Source organism: Sphingobacterium sp. SGG-5 (assembly GCF_011043525.1).
GTDB lineage: Bacteria > Bacteroidota > Bacteroidia > Sphingobacteriales > Sphingobacteriaceae > Sphingobacterium.
Map to the genome: position 1 here is coordinate 243,215 of NZ_JAAKGO010000004.1, position 20,509 is coordinate 263,723.

The following is a 20,509-nucleotide window of genomic DNA, read 5'->3' on the forward strand; positions in this document are numbered from 1 at the left end:
CTAACCCAAATTTATGAAAATTCCATTGGAAAAGGAACGCTTTGCGTTTATTTTAAAGATATGGCTCATTATGAAAGTATTGATACTTTTTTTCTCGCTGACATCTTTACAAGCTGGTATCGTGGTTTATGGTCAAAGTATCACGCTTGTAATGAAACATGTGCCCATGGAGCGAGTGTTATCCGAAATCAGTAAGCAGGCTGATTTAGATCTGGTTTACGATTCGAATTTGTTCAAAAAATCAACCCCTGTCGATGTAAATTTAAAAGGAGCGACCCTGAACCAAGCTTTGGGCGCCATCATCGATTCTCGGTTGTTGGAGTACGAACTGAAACGCAATACGTTAATCATTAGAAAAAAGAATGCTGAAGTTCCGGTATCGGTTAAGCCGAAAACTGTACAACAGCAAAAGAATGTCCGTGGTAAGGTCGTTGACGAAACCGGCAAAGCACTTGTTGGCGTAACGGTTCGTGTGAAGGGCAAATCTGTTGTTACTTCTACCGATGAAAACGGTCATTATGAGATGACGAATACCGCTCCCGCAGATGTATTGGTATTTTCCATCATCGGATATCAGGTGCGAGAGACTGCTATTGGTGAAAGAAATCAAGTCGATATGACACTTCGAGCCGAGGTAGATGATTTGGAAGAAGTCGTTATCACCGGATATCAAAATATTGATAAGCGCACATTCACCGGATCTGTCGGTAAAGTCAATCCAGAGGATATGGCGACTGCCGGTATGGGGGATGTTGGAAAGGCTTTGCAAGGTATGGTGGCGGGTGTCGCCGTAGAGAATACAAGCAGTACGTTTGGTACTAAATCAAAGATACGTATACGAGGCAACTCTTCTATAAGCGGTAATCAGGAGCCTCTATGGGTCATCGATGGAGTCGTCTTGGATGATGCAGTCAATATCAATCCCAATCAGTTGTATTCGGGTGATGCCTCCACGATGTTAAGTTCGGCTATATCAGGGATCAATCCAGACGACATCGAAGATATTCAGATATTGAAAGATGCTTCTGCAACCGCGATGTACGGTACGCAGGCCGTAAACGGCGTTATCGTTGTCACAACAAAAAAGGGACGTGTCGGTAAAGCACTAATAAACTATAAAAATACATTCACGCTGAATGTAAAGCCTTCCATCACGTCATTCAATGTGATGAATTCCAAAGAACGGATGGAGTTTTCGGAAGAGCTCTACCAAAAGAATCTGGTAGACTTTACGAACATGAACCGTACCTATGGCGCTTACGGTAAGTTGTTGGAGCAGATGTCACGAAAAGAGATCACCTGGCCACAGTTTTATGACCGTATTGAACGGGCAAAGACGTACAATACGGATTGGTTTGATGTACTGTTCAAAAACAATTTGACACAGGAACACAGTCTAAGTATGTCAGCGGGAACGGAAAAATTCCAGATGTACACTTCGGGCTCCTTTTTTAAGGACCACGGGCAAGTAATCGGTCAAAATACCGATAGATACACCGCTAATATACGGACCAATTATAACGTTTCTGATCAGTTTTCATTAGTGACCACACTCAATGGGTCGTTGAGAGATCAACGGACGTTTGGAGCTTATGATACGCAGGAACCTGTATTAGGACTGGAGTCCCGTGAATTTGACATCAACCCTTTTACGTATGCGCGTTCAACTAGCAGAGCGATGAGAGCGTATGATAACCAAGGGGCCTTCGAGTGGTATCAAACAAACTATGCACCGTTCAACATCATACATGAGCTGGATAATAATTTCATCAATCTTAGGCTGAAAGAGCTGCGAGCTCAGTTTGATGCCAATTGGAAAATTTCGGAGGTGCTGAAATACACCGGACTTGCTTCCGCAAGGACGACAGCGGCCTATTCAGAACATATCGCTACTGAGTTTTCCAACGTGGCCGAATCGTATCGGGCTATGGCAAATAGCTCGGTGATATGGGGGAATGATAAGCTCTATAATGACCCCTACGATCTGTATGAGTTCCCTATCTCGGTATTGCCCCAAGGTGGGATCGCCATAGTGGACAACACGGACGGTACGTTTTACACCATTCGTAATTCGATTAATTACACACCAAGATTTGTTAATCATTCTTTTGATCTACTCGTGGGAAATGAAATTCGAAGCAAACACTATTATAGAGATTATTACAAAGGTTATGGCTTTGATTACTATCGGGGCATGACTGCAAATCCAGATTATCGGGCCATTATGCGAGACATATTGTCGTTGAGCTCAGATTCTTACTACAGAAAAGGTCAAAATACATACAATGAGGTTTCCTTCTTCGGAAATCTCGCTTATTCCTACAAAGGGAAGTATAATTTGACGGCCTCCATGCGGTCAGATGGCTCTAACCGTTTGGGAGCTTCGGAGCGATTCCGTTTTCTGCCAATATGGGTGTTTGGAGCAAGCTGGAATGCCGATGAAGACTTCGGCCTTCAAGACGTCCTGTGGTTGGATCAACTCAAACTGCGGGGATCGTATGGTCTTCGGGGTAATATCAGTGGATTGGGTAGTCCGGAGTTATTAGCTTATTATGGTAACACAACTCGCTTTGATCGTGCAACGGTCGAGAACCTGATCACGATCGAATCGCCAGACAATCCGTCTATGCAGTGGGAAAAGGAGAAAATGTCAAATATAGCGGTAGAGTTCGGTTTTCTCAAGCGTTTCAATTTTATCTTTGAATATTATCATCGCGATAACTATGATCTGATCAGTGCGATAGAGGTCAGTAGAGCTTCTGGCTTTCAGCGGAAGACCATCAATTGGGCAGATATGACCAATCAGGGGATCGAAGTCACTTTAAATTCACATAACATTAAAAAAGCAGATTTTGATTGGAAAACAGTTTTTACACTGGGTTACAACAAAAACACGATAAAGAGTCTGCAAACCAATAATACGGTCTTGCAACAATCTATAGATCGGGGTGCTGCTATGGTAGGACGACCGGTCAACGGCCTATATTCTTTTGAGTTTGCACGATTGAATGAGAATGGACTGCCGTTGTTCTACAATGATAGCCATCAAGCAACCTATAGAATAGACAAGAGCTCCAGACAACTGGGAATGTTGATCTATGAAGGTAGCCGCGAGCCCTTGGCATCAGGTGGTCTCACGAATAGTTTTCGTTATAAAAAAATAACACTTTCAACCTTATTTACTTTTAATTATGGTAATAAAATTCGGTTGAATCCTTTCTATAAAGGTTATTATTCGGATGTGGAGGCCTTGGATAAAACGCTGGTCAATAGGTGGCAGGCTCCTGGGCATGAACAGTATACGAATGTACCACGTATTATCGATTCGGATACACGTAGTACATTACTGAGTCTGAATTCGGATCCTTTTACGTTTTACAACCGGAGTCATATCCGTACGGTAGACGGATCATTTGTTCGCTTCAAGAGTTTGATGTTGAATTATGAATTACCACAAGCATGGGTTCGTCGAGCAGGGCTAAGCAAGTTGGTTCTGAACGGTCAGGCACAGAATATTTATTTGTGGTCGGATGAGAAGTTATTAGGACAAGATCCAGAATCCATTGTTTCCGGAATATCACTGCCCTTAACGACAACATACACCTTTGGTTTAACCTGTTCATTTTGATCCATTATGAAAACATTAAATAAATTTTATATTCTCTTGGGCATACTGGTCTTATGTTCAAGTTGTGATAAGTTTCTAAGTGTAAATCCAGACAACAGGGTACGGCCTACATTAACAACCGATTACCAAGCCATTATGGCTGGAGCCTATCCTGGGGGTGAACATCTGTTTACGGAATTGTATACCGACAACTTTAGGTTTTACAATTATACATCCTACAACAATGGCAGTACAGTCACTTGGTTTTTACCACTGTACCTTTGGTCGGATGAATATGTTCCCAACAACGTAAGCCCGGATGCAACCTGGCGGAATTATTACAATTATATCTACAAAACAAATATCATTTTGGAACAGATCGATGATAGCGAGGGGACAGAACAACTGAAACGGGCGGTGAAAGCAGAGGCTCATCTCGTGCGCGCCTATTGTCACTTTATGCTGGTGAACATTTTTGCCAAACATTATAATGCAAATACGGCATCGAATGATCTAGGTGTTCCTATTGTCCGAGCTACCGAAAAAGATAATCAGACAATCTATAAGCGGCATACTGTCCAAGAGGTATATGACTTTGTGGAAGAAGAAATCTTTAAGGGACTGGCGTTGTTGGATGAGAGCGTATATAAGGTGCCTAAGCACCATTTTACCAACGTAGCTACCTACGCATTTCTAAGCAGGTTCTATCTGTTCAAATCCAATTGGGAAGAATCGTTGCGGTACAGCAATATGGTGTTTGATATTAATTATTCTATTCGGGATATTTTTACCGATTTTGATGCCTACTTTCTAACCTCCCAGTTTGGAACATTTGCCTATGAGTATTTTTCTGTGAGCAAGCCCAATGTCTTATTGATGAACTATTCTATGGAGTGGATATCTTATTTTCGATCAGGTTTCTACGCCAACGAATTCAAAAGTACGTTTGCCACAGGTGACATACGATTCAGAATGTACACGAACAACGGCGTGACTTACCTTAACTGGAATACGTCAAAATATAAATCCTTGCTTTCCGATAACGGCAACCGCTATTCAGATGTACCCCTGTTTGTATTGGAAGAAGTCATCTTCAATGCCGCGGAAGCGTATGTTAAGAAGGATAACCCAGATTTTGAAAAAGCTGCGGCACTCGTAAATGATGTCATCGAACAACGTTTCAGAGATGTTGCACCACCTTATCTGGATGCATCTTCTTATTCGGATGTCCAAAGCATATTCGCAGATATTTTGATCGAAAAGAATAGAGAATTATGTTATGAAGGTATCCGGTGGTTCGATCTCAAGCGATTGAACATCCCGATAAGCCACTATGATGGTACAAAATATGTTGATCTACCAGCGGACGATTTGCGTAGAGTGGTACAGATACCGTTGTCTGAGCTTTCTGCTAATCCGGATATTTTTCCTAATCCAAGATAAGTTTAGTTATGAAAAAGATATTATATAGTTTGACAATTTTTCTTCTCTTGATAGCTGCCCAAGGGTGCGATAGAGAAGAAGCTATTCCGTATAACCCGTATGTTGAAGATATCAAGTTGGAAAATGCTACCGACTCGGCGGTATACTCAATTTATCAGGATTATCAGACCAAGTTGATCTACGACTGGGATCGTAAATATGTTGCCAGTAATGCAACTGCAGCTCCACCCCGTTATGAGTTGATTCAACCCTACGTCGAACACATCGTGCGGAAGATGATTATAGCTCCTTATGAGAAACAGAACGTCAATTTTATGCGTGAGAACATGCCTATCGAGATCATCTTGATGGGTACATCGATCGATTATTCATCGGAAGAGGGAGGATTTAGTTCAACAGGAGGGGCAGTTTCTCTGAGTCGGATTTTAATGACGGGTATCAACCGTCTCGATCTAAAAGACAAGGGCTGGACCAAAGGGCAGGCGATCCTATTTGCCCATGAGTTGGCTCATATCCTAGACAAAAAGTATGGTCGTCCTATCGGTTTCGACCAGATATCGGCCGGGAAATATGCCGGAGGATCAGCTGTAGGGTCGTTTTCTCTTCAAGAAGCAAGAAATCGTGGTTTTTGGCGAAACTATGGAATGTCAAATCAAGCGGAAGATTTCGGTACTTGGGTAGAAGGAATCGTTGGGACAAAAAAATCAGAGGTCTTGGCCTTAGCAGCACAAAATCAATATTTGGGTGCAAAGTATAGATCCGTCTACAATTATTTTTTAGAAAAAGGAATTGATCTGCATGTTCTTCAGGAGAGTATAGATCGTATTGGTGACCAATTAAGCGAATTAGAGCCATGAAAAAGATATTTATTATATTATTATTTGCCATAAGCCTGTTTGTGTCTTGTGGGAAGGAGATAACCATATTACCGTCAGAAACAGTCCTGACAAAGGAGCAATTGGAAGAGCAACACCAGCAATATTTTGAGAAGTTGGTCGCAAACGAGGAAGGTTGGTTTCTGCATATAGCCGGAGAGGAACGACAAGATTCTGTGATGCTGCATTTGATTTTTAAGTCCGACCATTCGGTGTCGGTCAAATCAACTACACGTGAGAATATGGACTTTGCGACAAGTCGGTTTCGCATTTACGGCGATTATAATTCGCTGCTGAAGTTTGAAGAAGCCTCCGTTTTTTCGTTGATGCAGTACAAGGAAAATGCGCCGATCCAATTTATCATTGATAATTTCACCGAGAATTTGGCACATCTTAGGCGGGCCGACGGATACAATGACAACGTTATGTTACTGACGCCATTCGATGCGGAACAGCAACTGGCTTTTGAAGAAAAGCAAGATAGTGTCTATGATCTGCTCGAATATGAAGCTGCATTTGCAGTGACTAAAGGTCTTTTTGTGAACATGTTGGAGGAGGATTTTGATAGTGGTGCGGACAAAAGAAGGTTCAACGTATTTAATATAGGAGATTATGGTTTTCATTGGACCAATATAGATACTATAACGAGTAAGATCACTTTCGAATTTGTCCCGCCATATACACCTTTGAATCCGAGTTATGTCAAGTATCAAAACACATATTCGTATGAGTTCTTTCCCGGGGGAATGAAATTTACACCTGCTATTGCCTATGGGACACTGGAGATCGACAAGATATTGTTTGATACGTATGATAGCCAAGCAAAGCAACTCATTGTGACTGAAGCGGGGAATGTCACTGAACCGGTAACATTTGGGTATTCCAATCAGGAGGCTTTTTATTATGCAGGGATTACGACGCTGTTTAGCAAGGAGTATTTTACACCGGCTTCCGCCAGCCATACCATGACTGCACCTCAACCTGTTGTAGGATACTTTAGTGGTCGATACGCTGATTTGGCTTCTCAAGCTAGGTTGGCTTTAAACGAAGGATTAGCTAATTCCCAATTTTCAGTTATACTGCGGGTTAATAATTCTGGAAGCGGTGGTGGTACTATGATTCAAATTTATTCCAATGCAGCAAATATTATGTTCAAATGCGATTTTGTAACGGAAGGAAAGAATGTGTTGAAGATAAAGAACTTGGGCGAAACCCCTACAGGTACTCCGGGCGCAAATTATACGCCGGCAAAAAGGGAAATAGCCAGACAATATCTCTATGATACTTTCTGTGGAGAGGAAGGTTTCTACATTCAGCCCTTGATGGATAAAGTCCCCGATGGTGGGGGAACCTATGCGATCAATCTTTTGAATCCTGATAACAGCGAGGATCAGATCAAGTTCTATATAGGAAATAATACCGGAACTCCTTCTTTGAGTTCTTATTACGAACAATATACCAGATAGATATGAAAAAATTATGCTTAATACTAGTTACATTCCTGTTGTTGTCCTGCGACAAGAATGGTTTTGAATATCTGCTCCCAGATGGTACTTATCTGGAAGACATACAAGCAGATTACACCCAAAAGTTGATAGACAGCGAACACGGGTGGTATATGAATTATAAATTTGATAAGATCAGTTTCAATATTATTATTAAATTCAAGGAGAACGGATTATGTGATATTCTTTCAGATGTCGATGGGTACAATTATTTGGACCAGGATGTGAAATATAAGCTCGCTGGCCTAGTAAATCCGGAGCTGCAGATTACATCATATTCTGCTTTTCAAAAGTTGTACGAGTTTTTCCCAGGAAGCTTTGAGTTTGTTATTTCAGAAAATGAGGATGGTACATTTCGGCTTAGGCCGGTCAAGGGGAATACCGTTAGTGTTCTGCTAACCAAAGCCGAGTCTACGCAATACGATATGATTGAAAATTATGGAGAGGTTATCAATATTGTCAATGATTTTAGTGAGAATGCCACAGCATATTTCAAGAATTTTGAGGTTGATGGTGTGAGTGCGTTCTTAGATTTGAATCTAGGTGCGCGAAATATTAAGTTTTCTTGGGTAGACACTGATGATAAAATAGTTAATGTCGAGCGGATTTTTAACTATAAAGTTGGTGGAATTACACTTGACGTGCCTATCACGATCAATAACAAGACTTTCTCTTATTTGAATTTTGGACAATACAATGCGGACGAACTGGAGGTTGTAGATGATAACGGCGATCACATAGGCCGGATCTTTGTATCCCATGTGGCCAGTATTACGTTCCCGCATGCTGCAGATACTTATCTGTATGTGGGCAAGCCTGTTCAGTTTTGGGCATATGTAGGAGATGATCTGCAACTTAACTACAGTCCGGATCTACAGGTCAAATGGCGGGAAGTAATGAATATCATTTCGCCAAGTATGTTCCGTATACAAGTCTATAACAATGCGGCTTCGGGGGAAAGCATACAATTCCTATGCCGACCCGATGGAGCAACAAGTACGTGGCTAAGATATAACGTTAAAAATTATAAAATGGGCGAAGATCATGTATTTGTAGATGTTCTGGGCACACACAATACAGGTTTGGCCGATCAGTATAAAGATCTGAACTATGAACTCCTGCACATGCTCTTTCCGCCAGAAGGGGTAACGATTATGCCTTATGGTCGGTTTGGAAATGGTGAGCAGCAGTTTAGGATTATAAGTAGACAAAACAGCCGGATTTATTTTACAATCCGTGTAGGTGCTGCTGCGCCATTGGATTATTCCTGGGATTAATGGTAGGGGTGAATTTTTCACCCCTACTTTTTAGAAAAATAAAAATATTGTTACCCTATAACCCCTTCTTGGTCGTCTTATAGAATTAAAGTACCTTAGCCTAACACGAAATACGTATGCTGAAGACCTATAGACTTATTTTGTTTTTGATACTGGTATCTGGGATATCGGTTCATTCCTTTGCACAAGACAATGCAGAACTCTTGAAAGAAATTGACCGTCTGCAGACGCGGATATCGAATTTATCCTATTCTTTCGACCAGCTGAACAAGAAGATCGAAGATGTAGATTGGCACAATAAACTGGGCGACATTGCTTATATTGATAAAGTGCGGATGACAGGCCCTCCGGCGAAAATTAAGAGCAAAACGGCGAAGGGAGCAGGCAATCCCCTTGTTTTTTGGTCCTATGTGTTTATCCCCAAGGATTTTAACCCAGCAAAAAAATATCCATTGGTTGTACTTGTCCACGGTGGAGTACATGGAAATTTTGGCGTGGGTAATAACCATATTGTGAAAGAGCTTATTTCCCAAGGATATATCGTTGCCTCTCCGGAGTACCGGGGCAGTACAGGGTATGGGAAGAGCTTTCAGCAAAAAATAGATTACGGCGGATTGGAGATCGACGATACGAAAGCCTGTCGGGATTATATGGTGGAAAACTATTCCTTTGTCGATAAAAGTAGAATCGGCGTCATGGGCTGGAGCCATGGAGGTATGCACGCCTTATTGAATATATTCAACTTTCCGGATAGTTACGCTGTAGCTTACGCAGGCGTTCCGGTCAGTGATCTCATCATGCGATTGGGTTACATGAGTGACAGCTATCGGAAACTATATTCGGCAGATTACCATATCGGTAAAGAGGTCAAAGATGACGTCAAAGAATATCGAAGACGGTCTCCGGCTTTTCAGGCACATAAGTTGGAAAAACCGTTATTGATTCATGCAAACACGAATGATGACGATGTCTTGATTGAAGAAGTCGAGCATTTGATTAGTGCCCTCAAAGCAAACAATAAGAAATTTGACTACGAAATATTTGAAAATGCACCCGGTGGGCACCACTTTGATCGGATTGACAGTTATCTCGCGAAAGAAGTCCGCCTCAAAGTCTATCATTACTTACAAGGTTATTTAAAACCGGATAAACCTTTTGCTGATGTTTCGGAATTGATAAAGGCGAGTTATTATCCAGTAGTGCAGGATTGATGCGATGAATTTAGAATCTATCGTGATAAACATCAAGGAAGGAGATCATCATGCTTTTATGAAGGTATATGATCTCTATTTCCATCAATTGAATGTTTTTATCAAACGGTATGTTCACTCGGAAAGTATCTCTCAGGATCTGACACAAGATGTTTTCGTAAAGCTTTGGGAAAAACGGGCTTTTCTGGATAGAGTGAGTAATTTCAACTCGTATATCTATCGAATGGCCAAAAATCATACTTTGGATTATCTGAAAAAGGTTTCCCGGTTAGAAATTATGCCCGATGATCTGCTGAAAGAATTTAAGTTTTCGACCAATGAAGTGGAGCTTTTTGTGACCGAACAGGAGTATTTCAAATTTTTGGACAATTACATGAAAACGCTTCCCGAAAAATCGCGGATCATCTTTAATTTATGCAGAGATCAAGAAAAATCATACGATGAAGTAGCCGAAGAGCTAAAGATATCAAAAAGTACAGTGAAGCATCATATGGTCAGTACGATGAAAAAACTGAAAGAAATTTACAAAATATTCTTACCCTAATCACCGTAAAGATCGTCATATCTACACTATGGAAGCCGAAGAGAAATACTATAGAAAGCTCGTAGAAGGGTATCTCAATAAGACACTTACAAAGAGAGAACTGATCGTCTTTTTTGACCTATTGGCCCAAGGGAAGCTGGACTTCTATTTAGAGGAAGATATGGTGGCTAACTTTCCAGCTGAATTAGATTTTCCTACTAAACATTTTCCAATAAAATATACCTGGGCGGCAATTGCTGCGGTCGTTCTTATCGTGATGGGTGTTACATTCTATCTGAATAACACCGCTATCATAACCCCGGATAAAGTTGCCTCTGTTGCCACCGCTGTCCAGCCGGGCGGCGACCATGCTATTCTAACATTATCAAATGGCGAGCAGATTATCTTAGATAACTCTGCACAAGAGGAAAATATTCAGGATGGGAGTATGTCGATTATTAATAATGTAGAAGGTAGACTGCAGTATGACCTTTCCAAGGTAGATCTCCGTGGCATTCCAGCAGATCAGCTGGCCGACAAATATCATACGATCGAAACTCCCAGAGGTGGTACCTATCAGATCATTTTGCCGGATGGAAGTAAGATTTGGCTAAATTCGCTTTCGAAAATCAAATTTCCCTTAGTGTTTGACCAAAATGAACGGATTGTGGAAATGGAAGGTGAAGTTTTTTTTGATGTGGCAAAAAATAAAAATCAGCCCTTTATTGTTCGATCGAAAGGGCAGGAGATTACCGTACTCGGTACCTCTTTTAATGTAAATGCGTATAGCGACGAGCCTTTTACCCGGACGACATTGTTGACCGGTAAGATTGAACTTCGTGGGACGAACTCCAAGATAAAACTCAATCCCGGCGAAGAGGTGCTTAATACGGGAACTAACCTAAAAATTCAAAATGCGGACATCGAGCAGGCTACAGCGTGGAAAGATGGCTTTTTCAGATTCGATAAAATAGATATCCACACCTTGATGAGACAAGTGTCGAGATGGTACAATGTGAATATTAAATATGTAGGACCGGTATCTGATGAACGTTTTGTTGGTAAGATAAAACGATCGGAAGATATCAATGAACTGCTGAAGATATTTAATCAGGGAGGCATGAATATCGTGTTGAATGGAAGAACAATACTTGTGAAAAACTAACTTTTTAAAATTAGCCTTACCCTTATTGCCTTTTTGATCGTCTTATTGAAAATGACACGGAATTTCTTTGTCTTGATAAAAAAGTAGTGCAAGAAGCCTCGGAACTCCTTGCACGAATTAGATAAATGTACGTATTAACCCATTACCTAATGATACAAATTTATGCATTTTAAATTGAAAGCATTATTAATAATGAAGCTCATTATTTGTTTATTGATTTTGTCGCTGACACAAGTAGACGCAAACGTATTCTCGCAAACCATTACATTTCAGGGAAAACATGTGACCATCGAGAAAGTATTGAGAGAGGTCGAACGACAATCGGGATTTAATTTCTTTTATAAATACGATGAAGACCTCATGTCTAAATCGGTTGATGTCTATTTTAAAGACACCCAGTTAAAAGCTGCATTGGAGGAGCTTTTGGTCAAAAATGGGTTAGATTATAAGATAGATAACAAAACAATTATCATTAACCGAAAAGTTAGAACCCCGAAGGTGGCTGTTCCGGCAGCTGTACATCAGGAGCAGTCTGACGTGCTTAAAGGGACGATTGTGGATAGCCAGTCGGGAGAACCTTTGGTAGGGGCAACTGTTCGGGTAAAAGGCACAACGACGGGAACTGCTGCAGATGAAAACGGAGCCTTCGTCTTACCGGATATCAAGACTGGAAGTCGACTTGAGGTTATCTATACCGGGTATCGGTCTTATGAATTCGTAGTGGGAAGCAACCGGAATTTGCGTATTGCGCTGATCAGCGAATCGGGCGATCTGGATGAGGTTGTCGTGACCGGTTATCAAAATATCGACAAACGGACATTTACCGGATCTGTAGGAAAAGTCAATCCAGAAGATATGGCCACGGCTGCGAGTGGGGATGTTGGAAAGGCACTGCAAGGTATGGTTGCCGGTGTAGCTGTGGAGAATACAAGTGGTACATTTGGTACAAAATCAAAGATTCGTATTCGTGGTAATTCGTCCATAAGTGGAAATCAAGAACCGTTATGGGTGGTCGATGGTATTGTACTGGACGATCCTGTGAATGTTAACCCCAATCAACTTTATTCGGGAGATGCTGCAACGATGTTGAGCTCGGCAATTTCTGGAATCAATCCGGATGACATCGCGGATATACAGATATTAAAAGATGCGTCGGCAACTGCTATGTACGGTACCCAAGCCGTAAATGGTGTTATCGTCGTCACTACAAAAAGAGGAAAAGCAGGAAAAACAAGCATCAGTTATAAAAATAATCTGACGGTTTCCGCGCGGCCATCGATCACGTCCTTCAATGTAATGAATTCCAAACAGAGAATGGAATTTTCAGAAGAGCTGTATCAGAAAAATCTGGTTGACTTCACGAACATGAATAGTACATATGGCGCATACGGAAAGCTATTGTATCAGTTGTCGCGCAAAGAGATCACTTGGGATCGATTTTACGACGATATCCAGCGCGCCAAGACGTACAATACAGATTGGTTTCAGGAAATTTTTCGGAATTCGGCGACCCACGATCATAGTGTAAGCGTGAGTACGGGGACGGAAAAAGCTACCTTCTACATGTCGGGTAGCTATTTTAAAGATCTTGGCCAAACTAAAAACCAACATACCGACCGATATAGCGGGAATCTCAAAGGAACGTTCAATCTCTCCGACGCTTTTACCATCACCGGAACAATTTATGGTTCCTTGCGGAATCAGCGTTCTTTCGGTGCTTTCAATGAGACAGAAAGTGTGGGCGGGATTACCGAACGGGAGTATGATATAAATCCATACACATATGCCCGGACAACGAGTAGGGCGATGCGGGCCTATGATGATGACGGAAACCTCGAATATTATCAGGCTAATTTTGCGCCGTTTAATATTCTGCACGAAATGGACAACAATTTCATCGATATACGATTGAAGGAAATAAGGGCACAGATTGACGCCAATTGGAAAATTAGAAATGATTTAGATTATGCCATGATTATTTCGGGACGGAGCACCTCTGCTAGTTCAGAGCATATCTCAACGGAATTTTCCAACGTCGCGCTCAGCTATCGCGCCATGCAGTCTGTCGCTATTCGATCGGCCAACGGCAAGCTATACAACGACCCATACGACGATAGTGAATTTCCAATTTCTGTCTTACCAAGAGGTGGGATAGGAATTCTCAGTAATAATCTAGGTGAGTTTTACACGTTTAGAAATACCTTGAATTACCGTCCGGTAATTGGTAATTATCATTCCTTTGACCTTTTAGGAGGTACAGAAATCAAACAGAGAAAGTATAATTCGACAGAGTTTACGGCTTACGGGCTGGAGTATTACCGTGGGTTGACCGCAAGTCCGGATTATCGGGCTATTCAACGTCAGTCGCTATCGGCTACCGGATCGCCTTATTACGGTATGGGTGTAAATACCTACCGTGAGGCATCTTTCTTTGCCAACTTGGCGTATTCTTTCAAACGGAAGTATAATATTACTTTATCCACGCGCGCAGATGGCTCCAATCGATTGGGCGCATCGCAGCGTTTCCGTTTCTTGCCGATTTGGGTAGCTGGAGTGAGCTACAACGTGGATGAGGAAAGCTGGCTGCAAGATGTGAGTTGGTTGGATCATTTAAAACTAAGAGGATCTTACGGTACACGGGGTAATATCAGCGGCTTAGGGAGTCCCGAGCTTTTAGCTTATTACGGAACGACAACACGATTTAACCCCAATGAGGTAGAAAATATCATTACGATCACCGCGCCGGATAATCCGGGGATGCAATGGGAAAAAGAGAAGATGGCAAATGCCGCGCTGGAAGTCGGTGTGTTTGACCGGGTGTCTGCTACGGTGGAGTGGTACCATCGTTCGAACTACGACCTCATAGGAAATGTGGAAGTTTCGCGTGTCAGTGGTTTCCAACGGAAGACGATGAACTGGGCAGATATGACCAATGAAGGTATTGAGGTGACGCTAAACACGAAAAATGTGGCGACCAAGGATTTCAAGTGGAATACTATTTTAACCTACGGATATAATAGAAATGTGGTGACACGGCTTCAAAATTCGAATGGCGTGTTAAGACAAACGGTCGATCGTGGAGCTCCTATGGTCGGAAGGCCTGTTACCGGACTATACTCCTTTAGATTTGCAACGTTGAATAACGACGGATTACCGTTGTTTTATATGGCAAATGGTAACCTGTCCAATTCCTTTTCCAAATACACGACCAATCTGGATATGTTAGTTTATAATGGTAGCAGAGAACCATTGGGATCTGGAGGTCTTACCAACCAGTTTGAATACAAAGATATTCAGCTTTCTTTCTTGTTTACCTACTCTTATGGCAACAAGCTCCGGTTGAACCCTATTTTACTCCGATACTATTCCGATGTAGCGGCAATAGATGCGGATTTAGCGAATAGATGGACCACGCCGGGGGATGAGCAGTATACGAATATCCCGCGTATTATAGAAAGTGAAACCCGTAGCGAACTGTTGCAAGCCAACGCTGATCCGTTTACAGCTTATAACCGAAGCGATATACGTGTGGTCAGCGGATCATTTGTCCGTTTCAAAAATATCATGTTGTCTTATGCATTGCCGAAGTCTTTTGTGAAAAGTAAGCTAGGAATCAATGATTTGAAGATTACCGGTCAGGCGCATAATATCGCGCTATGGGCCGATCCGAATCTAAAAGGCCAGGATCCGGAAGCGATTATTTCTGGTGTTTCTATTCCGGCTGCGACCTCATTTACTTTGGGATTAAATGTCAGCTTTTAAAACGAGAACTATGAAGACTATAAACGTTATATTTTACCTATTCATCGTATTCTCGATGACCGGATGTAAGAAATATCTGGAAATTAATCCAGATAATCGTGTCCGTCTGTCTACGGTAGAAGATTTTCAGGCGGTAATTACAGGCGCATACCCGCAGGCCTATCACATGTTTACGGAACTGTATACCGATAATGTACGATTTTATGATTATCCCGATTACAATCAGGCAAATATTACATCTTGGCTGAAACCCTTGTATTTGTGGTCGGACAATTACATCACCAATAATGCAATCACACCGGAGGCAGCTTGGCGCAAATATTATAACGATATATATGAAGCCAATATCGTATTGGAAAATATAGAACAAGCCAGTGGTGACGACGGATTACGTCTTTCGGTGATGGGGGAGGCTTATATGAATAGAGCGTATTGTCACTTTATGCTGGTCAATATATTTGCCAAACATTATAACAAAAACACAGCCGGTACCGACTTAGGGGTGCCTTATATGTTAGAGACCGAAAAGCAATCCGGACGGGAGTATGCACGCGATAATATACAGTATGTATACGACCGGATTGAAGAAGATGCTTTCAAAGCGCTGGAATTGATTAATGAGGCATACATGTCGGTGCCCAAATTTCACTGGTCCAAAGCATCTATCCATGCATTTCTGACACGGTTTTATCTGTTTCAGGGTGACTGGGAAAAATCGCTTTACCATGCCGAAGAAGTATTTAAAATCAATAGCAGTATCCGGGATCTATTTACGGACTTTGATACTTATTTTGTTCCGGGCGATTATACGACATTTGCCCGTCGATATTTTGAAACACACAATCCAAATATCTTATTGGTGAACTATACCTTGGAATGGAATTCTTATTTCCGCGGTAGTTTATACGCCAACGAGTTTCGGAATACTTTTCACGCAGATGATGTAAGAGGCCGGATTTATACGCGGTGGAACAACCAAACACCCAATTATATGGCTCGGAAATTTAGAGGCTCTTTGCCTTCGGATGGGCAATCCTATTCCGATGTCGGCCTATTTGTCGTGGAAGAGGTGATGTACAATGCGGCGGAAGCCGCTGTCCGAAAAGACGATCCGGATTTCGAATATGCATTAGAGAAACTCAATCGGATTTTAGAAAGACGCTGGCGGCCGTATGTCCCTTTAAAATTAGAGGATTATCAGACGGTGGATCTGATGCTGGATAAAATTATCGATGAAAAGAATAAGGAGCTTTGTTACGAAGGTTACCGATGGTTCGACGTCAAGCGTTTGGAAATCCCGATCACGCATTGGGACGGAACAAAAGAAATTTATTTGCCGGTTAACGATCCTCGGCGGTTAGTCCAGATTCCCTTTGCCGAGCTGGATGCGAACCCGTTGTTGGAGCCTAACCCGAGATAATAGATGGATGTGTTAACGTAAGCATTTTAAAGATGAAAAGAAGTCTAAAAATATATAAAAAGGCAATAATATACAGTATGTTATTGTTAACCGTAGTATCGTTGGCAAGCTGTGAGAAGGAAGACGCCATTCCTTACGAGCCGTATGAGGGCACCGAGATACCTACTAATCCGACGGACTTGTCGATTTATAATATTCAGCAGGAATACCAGAGCAAGATTATCTACCGGTACGACAGGCGCTATATCACAGCTGATGCTTTTGCGGCACCACCCGATTACGATAAAGTACTACCGTATATAGAGAATGTCATCCGTAAATTATTCATCGCCCCGTATGACAGGCAGAAGAATGATTTTATGCGTGAGCACATGCCGATAGAGATGATCATGTTTGGTACCAGTATGAACTATGTGGAAGGTGACGAGCGTAATTTCAGTGCGTCGGGTGTAGCCTATGGGTTAAGCCGGATCATCATTACAGGAGTCAATAATTATGATCTTAATAACGCATCCTGGCTAAGAGGGCAGTATGCCACACTGCACCATGAATTTTCACATGTATTGGATAAGATCTACGGCAGACCGATCGGATTCGATGAGGTCTCTAAAGGTAAATATGCCGGAGGTACAGCATACAATTCATTTACCCAAGCGGAGGCACGAAGCAGAGGATTCTGGAGAAATTACGGGATGACCAATGAAAGTGAAGATTTTGCGACTTGGGTAGACGGGCTGGTTACTACACCCAAAGATGAGGTTATGACAATCATTTCGGCAAATGAACTGCTTCGCCAGAAATATCAATTGGTGTATAATTTCTATCTGCAAAAAGGAATTGATATTCATGAGCTTCAGGAATATTTGCAAACCATTTTAGATAATTTATGATGAGAAGAATGAATCTATATTTTCCTGTTCTGGTGGCTTTGTTGGCACTACTGACAGGGTGCAATAAAGAAACGACGTTGCTGCCGCCACGGGAGATTTCAGAAGAAGTGCAGGTTATTGCGGATCGCTACAATGAAATTCTGACAAGCACAGATAAATGGGTATTGGCCTATAAGCCGGAGAATTATGAAGATTCTGTTTATATACAGCTTCAGTTTGCCGAGGAGGGAAAAGTAGATGTGCTTTCCGGATATCGTGACTTTCATACCCTGCAAAGTGCAACAGTATACACTTTTGAAGGAAAGTACATACCAATTATCACCTTTGCCGACAACACCGTATTCGGAACATTAGCAGATTTATACAATGGATCTGCAAAGTTTAAAATTAACTATATCGAAGAAGGCGAATACTTTGAATTCGTGCGGTCGGATGGTTACGATGATGATGCCTTTCGGTTGATCAAAATGAATGCAAGTTATGAAGAAAAGCTGACCAATCAGATTGACGCCATATTGGCTCAGATTGCTTATGAGGAAGAGCAGGCAAGGTTGTCGGCCGAAGTCCGGCAAAAAGTAAAGGATTTTGTGGAGATCGAATCGGATTTTTACTTTTACAACTTAACGGTTGATGATTTTTCAGCAGCTATCAATTCGTTCGATACCACGGCTCGTACGATATCCCTAACGTATAAGGAGACGTCTACCTCGGCACCTACAGATGTTACTGTAGGGTATACGTTGACTGCCGAAGGTATCGTACTTAATCCGGCTATTGCCTATGGAGCGGTATCTATTGATGTCATCGCGTTGGGTGATCTCCAATATGAAGATCCAGACAGTCCGACAGCAGCTACGTCCATCGAAATCGTAAGTGCAGGCAATGCAGGGGCTGGGGTGATGGGATATGCGCATACGGCGCCTTATCCGTATACAAGAGCAACGGATAGGTCGCAAACTTTGGCAGACTATTTCGTGAACGAATATCCATCGAGTGTTGAATCAAGACGTTTTGGTTCCAAGGCGACAGTTTATATGGAAGACTTCCGCGGATATATTCGTAGTTTACCCAACTTCAATCCAAGTGGGCGACATGTTTATATTATTTATGCGCCAAATTATACTTCAAGTCTCCGTAATTTATTCTGGGTAGGTTCTTCGCGTAGAGTGGATAGTGACGCGGCATATGGAAGTATGGGTTTTAACTTGAGGGTGAATATTCAAGGTTTAGGTGGAAATAGAATGGATATGAACGAAATAATCCAGCAAACTAATAGTACTAGTACGTATGGTCCTGTACCCGATATTTCAGAGCGTACCCAGGAATATTTAGATCAAATCACACCTGCTGCGGGTGTAACGTTGGTGCCTTACAATATGGCGAATGAAGGTAGTTCGGGATATCGTCTGCGATTGGTAAGTACGGTGGATAGCCGTGTTTGGGTAGAATTCAGTTGGTCAAGTTCGACCTATTATAACATGGTTTTTAATTGATTAATAGAAAATCACAATGAAAAAAATACCAGTTTTAGTCACAATCATAGCGCTGTTTTTCACTTCCTGCGAAGAACTGCGGTACGACAATATCATTCCTGAGGGAAATCCAAAATTGGCCGAACTGCAGGCGGAATATAGAGATATATTAACTTCTTCTACAGACGGTTGGTATATCGAATATGCAGCATCCCCAGAACATGGAGCTGTATCTATTCTGATGAGATTTCTGGACGACGAGCGGGTGGAGATTGTATCCGATCTGAATGGCTTTCAAGAGGAGAAAATTTCGACCTACCGGGTTGGAGGCGTGAATAGACCGGAGTTGATCTTCGATACCTATTCGGTATGGAGCGTATTGGCGGAGAGCTTTGGCGGTAAGTTTGAATTTTTGATCGAGCCGCAAGCGGATGGCACGATCATGTTAAAAAACATTTATGTAGATAAGAATAGGGAATTTGTCCTGCGGGAAGCAGAGGAAGAAGATCGTGATCTCATTGAGGAGAAGACCAACACCGCACACATGTTGCAGTCTTTTAACGACAACGCTTCGGCCTATTTTAGAAATCTTGTATTGGATGATATTTCTGCATTTTGGGAAATGAATGTATCTATCCAACGGCTCAAACTGACCTGGCTTGAAGGCGGGGAAGTGAAATCGGAGGAGTTTTCCTACACGAATGGTGAGCATGCAATTATTTTATCCAAACCTTGGGCAACAGGAAGCGTTCAGGTTTCGGAATTTAAGTTTGGTACGCCTACATCGAATGCGCTCGAAGTTACTGAAGCAGGTACCGCTGGCGCGGGGCAGGTTGAAGTTGCCCATGTTCCTGCATTTCCGTATGAAGGCACAGCAGACAGATATATCTATAGCAATTTAGACCGTCCTAATGAGACATTGGTTCGGTTGTTAGGGTACACCGTAAGTCCTGAAGTGGGAATCAGTGAGGCATTGAGACCGTACTATGATGCCGTTACCAATGCACTTCCTACATTTTGGCGAGTACAGGTCTATAATTACAGTCCTGTGGATGCGCCGCGTAACTATCTTGTTTTTGTTGGAAAAGATGTGGAGGAGAAAAACACCTATTACAATTTTTATTATACATTGACGAAAGTGGATGAATCGCATGTTGTGCCGGTATATGAAAATGCCAATACATTAGGGCAATCTATAGTCGATCATCCTGACGTGCAAGCCTTTTTAAATCGCATATATCCTCCCGAAGGGGTCACTATCGTGCCGATTGATTATAGAACTTGCCGCGTCGTAAGTAGAGCCAATAGCAACTATTGGATGCAGTTGACGATCAGTACACCCACAAATCCATTTTAATT

At 42.0% G+C, this 20,509-nt stretch carries 13 protein-coding genes; all 13 read left to right on the forward strand.

All coding sequences use genetic code 11. From position 1 onward, the window contains the following. Positions 1-13: 13 nt before the first annotated feature. Entirely contained in the window at positions 14-3,628 is a 3,615-nt protein-coding gene (locus G5B30_RS07570) for a SusC/RagA family TonB-linked outer membrane protein (RefSeq protein WP_165319366.1), read from the forward strand. 6 nt (positions 3,629-3,634) lie between these two features. After that, positions 3,635-5,050, forward strand: coding sequence for a RagB/SusD family nutrient uptake outer membrane protein (locus G5B30_RS07575; protein WP_165319367.1), 1,416 nt, complete (start codon positions 3,635-3,637; stop codon positions 5,048-5,050). Positions 5,051-5,058: 8 nt separating this feature from the next. Then, on the forward strand, positions 5,059-5,907 hold the full coding sequence (locus tag G5B30_RS07580; protein ID WP_165319368.1) for a substrate import-associated zinc metallohydrolase lipoprotein: 849 nt from the start codon (positions 5,059-5,061) through the stop codon (positions 5,905-5,907). Continuing rightward, on the forward strand, positions 5,904-7,391 hold the full coding sequence (locus G5B30_RS07585) for a DUF4302 domain-containing protein (protein ID WP_165319369.1): 1,488 nt from the start codon (positions 5,904-5,906) through the stop codon (positions 7,389-7,391). The genes G5B30_RS07580 and G5B30_RS07585 overlap by 4 nt, the downstream gene beginning before the upstream one ends. Before the next feature lie 2 nt (positions 7,392-7,393). Then, on the forward strand, positions 7,394-8,707 hold the full coding sequence (locus G5B30_RS07590; RefSeq protein WP_165319370.1) for a DUF4302 domain-containing protein: 1,314 nt from the start codon (positions 7,394-7,396) through the stop codon (positions 8,705-8,707). 116 nt (positions 8,708-8,823) lie between these two features. After that, the gene (locus tag G5B30_RS07595) at positions 8,824-9,918 is read left to right on the forward strand and encodes an alpha/beta hydrolase family protein (protein WP_165319371.1); all 1,095 of its coding nucleotides are present in this window, start codon (positions 8,824-8,826) and stop codon (positions 9,916-9,918) included. A 4-nt stretch (positions 9,919-9,922) separates the two neighbouring features. Further along, the gene (locus tag G5B30_RS07600) at positions 9,923-10,462 is read left to right on the forward strand and encodes an RNA polymerase sigma factor (protein WP_165319372.1); all 540 of its coding nucleotides are present in this window, start codon (positions 9,923-9,925) and stop codon (positions 10,460-10,462) included. Between the two features lie 28 nt (positions 10,463-10,490). Beyond that, on the forward strand, positions 10,491-11,606 hold the full coding sequence (locus tag G5B30_RS07605) for a FecR family protein (RefSeq protein ID WP_165319373.1): 1,116 nt from the start codon (positions 10,491-10,493) through the stop codon (positions 11,604-11,606). A 192-nt stretch (positions 11,607-11,798) separates the two neighbouring features. Next, on the forward strand, positions 11,799-15,368 hold the full coding sequence (locus G5B30_RS07610; RefSeq protein ID WP_165319374.1) for a SusC/RagA family TonB-linked outer membrane protein: 3,570 nt from the start codon (positions 11,799-11,801) through the stop codon (positions 15,366-15,368). 10 nt (positions 15,369-15,378) lie between these two features. Beyond that, complete coding sequence (locus tag G5B30_RS07615; RefSeq protein WP_165319375.1) at positions 15,379-16,788, forward strand: RagB/SusD family nutrient uptake outer membrane protein; 1,410 nt, start codon at positions 15,379-15,381, stop codon at positions 16,786-16,788. A gap of 77 nt (positions 16,789-16,865) precedes the next feature. Beyond that, positions 16,866-17,678, forward strand: a complete 813-nt coding sequence (locus G5B30_RS07620; protein ID WP_165319376.1) for a substrate import-associated zinc metallohydrolase lipoprotein — start codon at positions 16,866-16,868, stop codon at positions 17,676-17,678. Continuing rightward, on the forward strand, positions 17,675-19,171 hold the full coding sequence (locus G5B30_RS07625) for a DUF4302 domain-containing protein (RefSeq protein ID WP_165319377.1): 1,497 nt from the start codon (positions 17,675-17,677) through the stop codon (positions 19,169-19,171). Before G5B30_RS07620 ends, G5B30_RS07625 begins: the two co-directional genes overlap by 4 nt. A 16-nt stretch (positions 19,172-19,187) precedes the next feature. Next, positions 19,188-20,507, forward strand: coding sequence for a DUF4302 domain-containing protein (locus G5B30_RS07630; protein ID WP_165319378.1), 1,320 nt, complete (start codon positions 19,188-19,190; stop codon positions 20,505-20,507). The last annotated feature ends 2 nt before the right edge of the window (positions 20,508-20,509 follow it).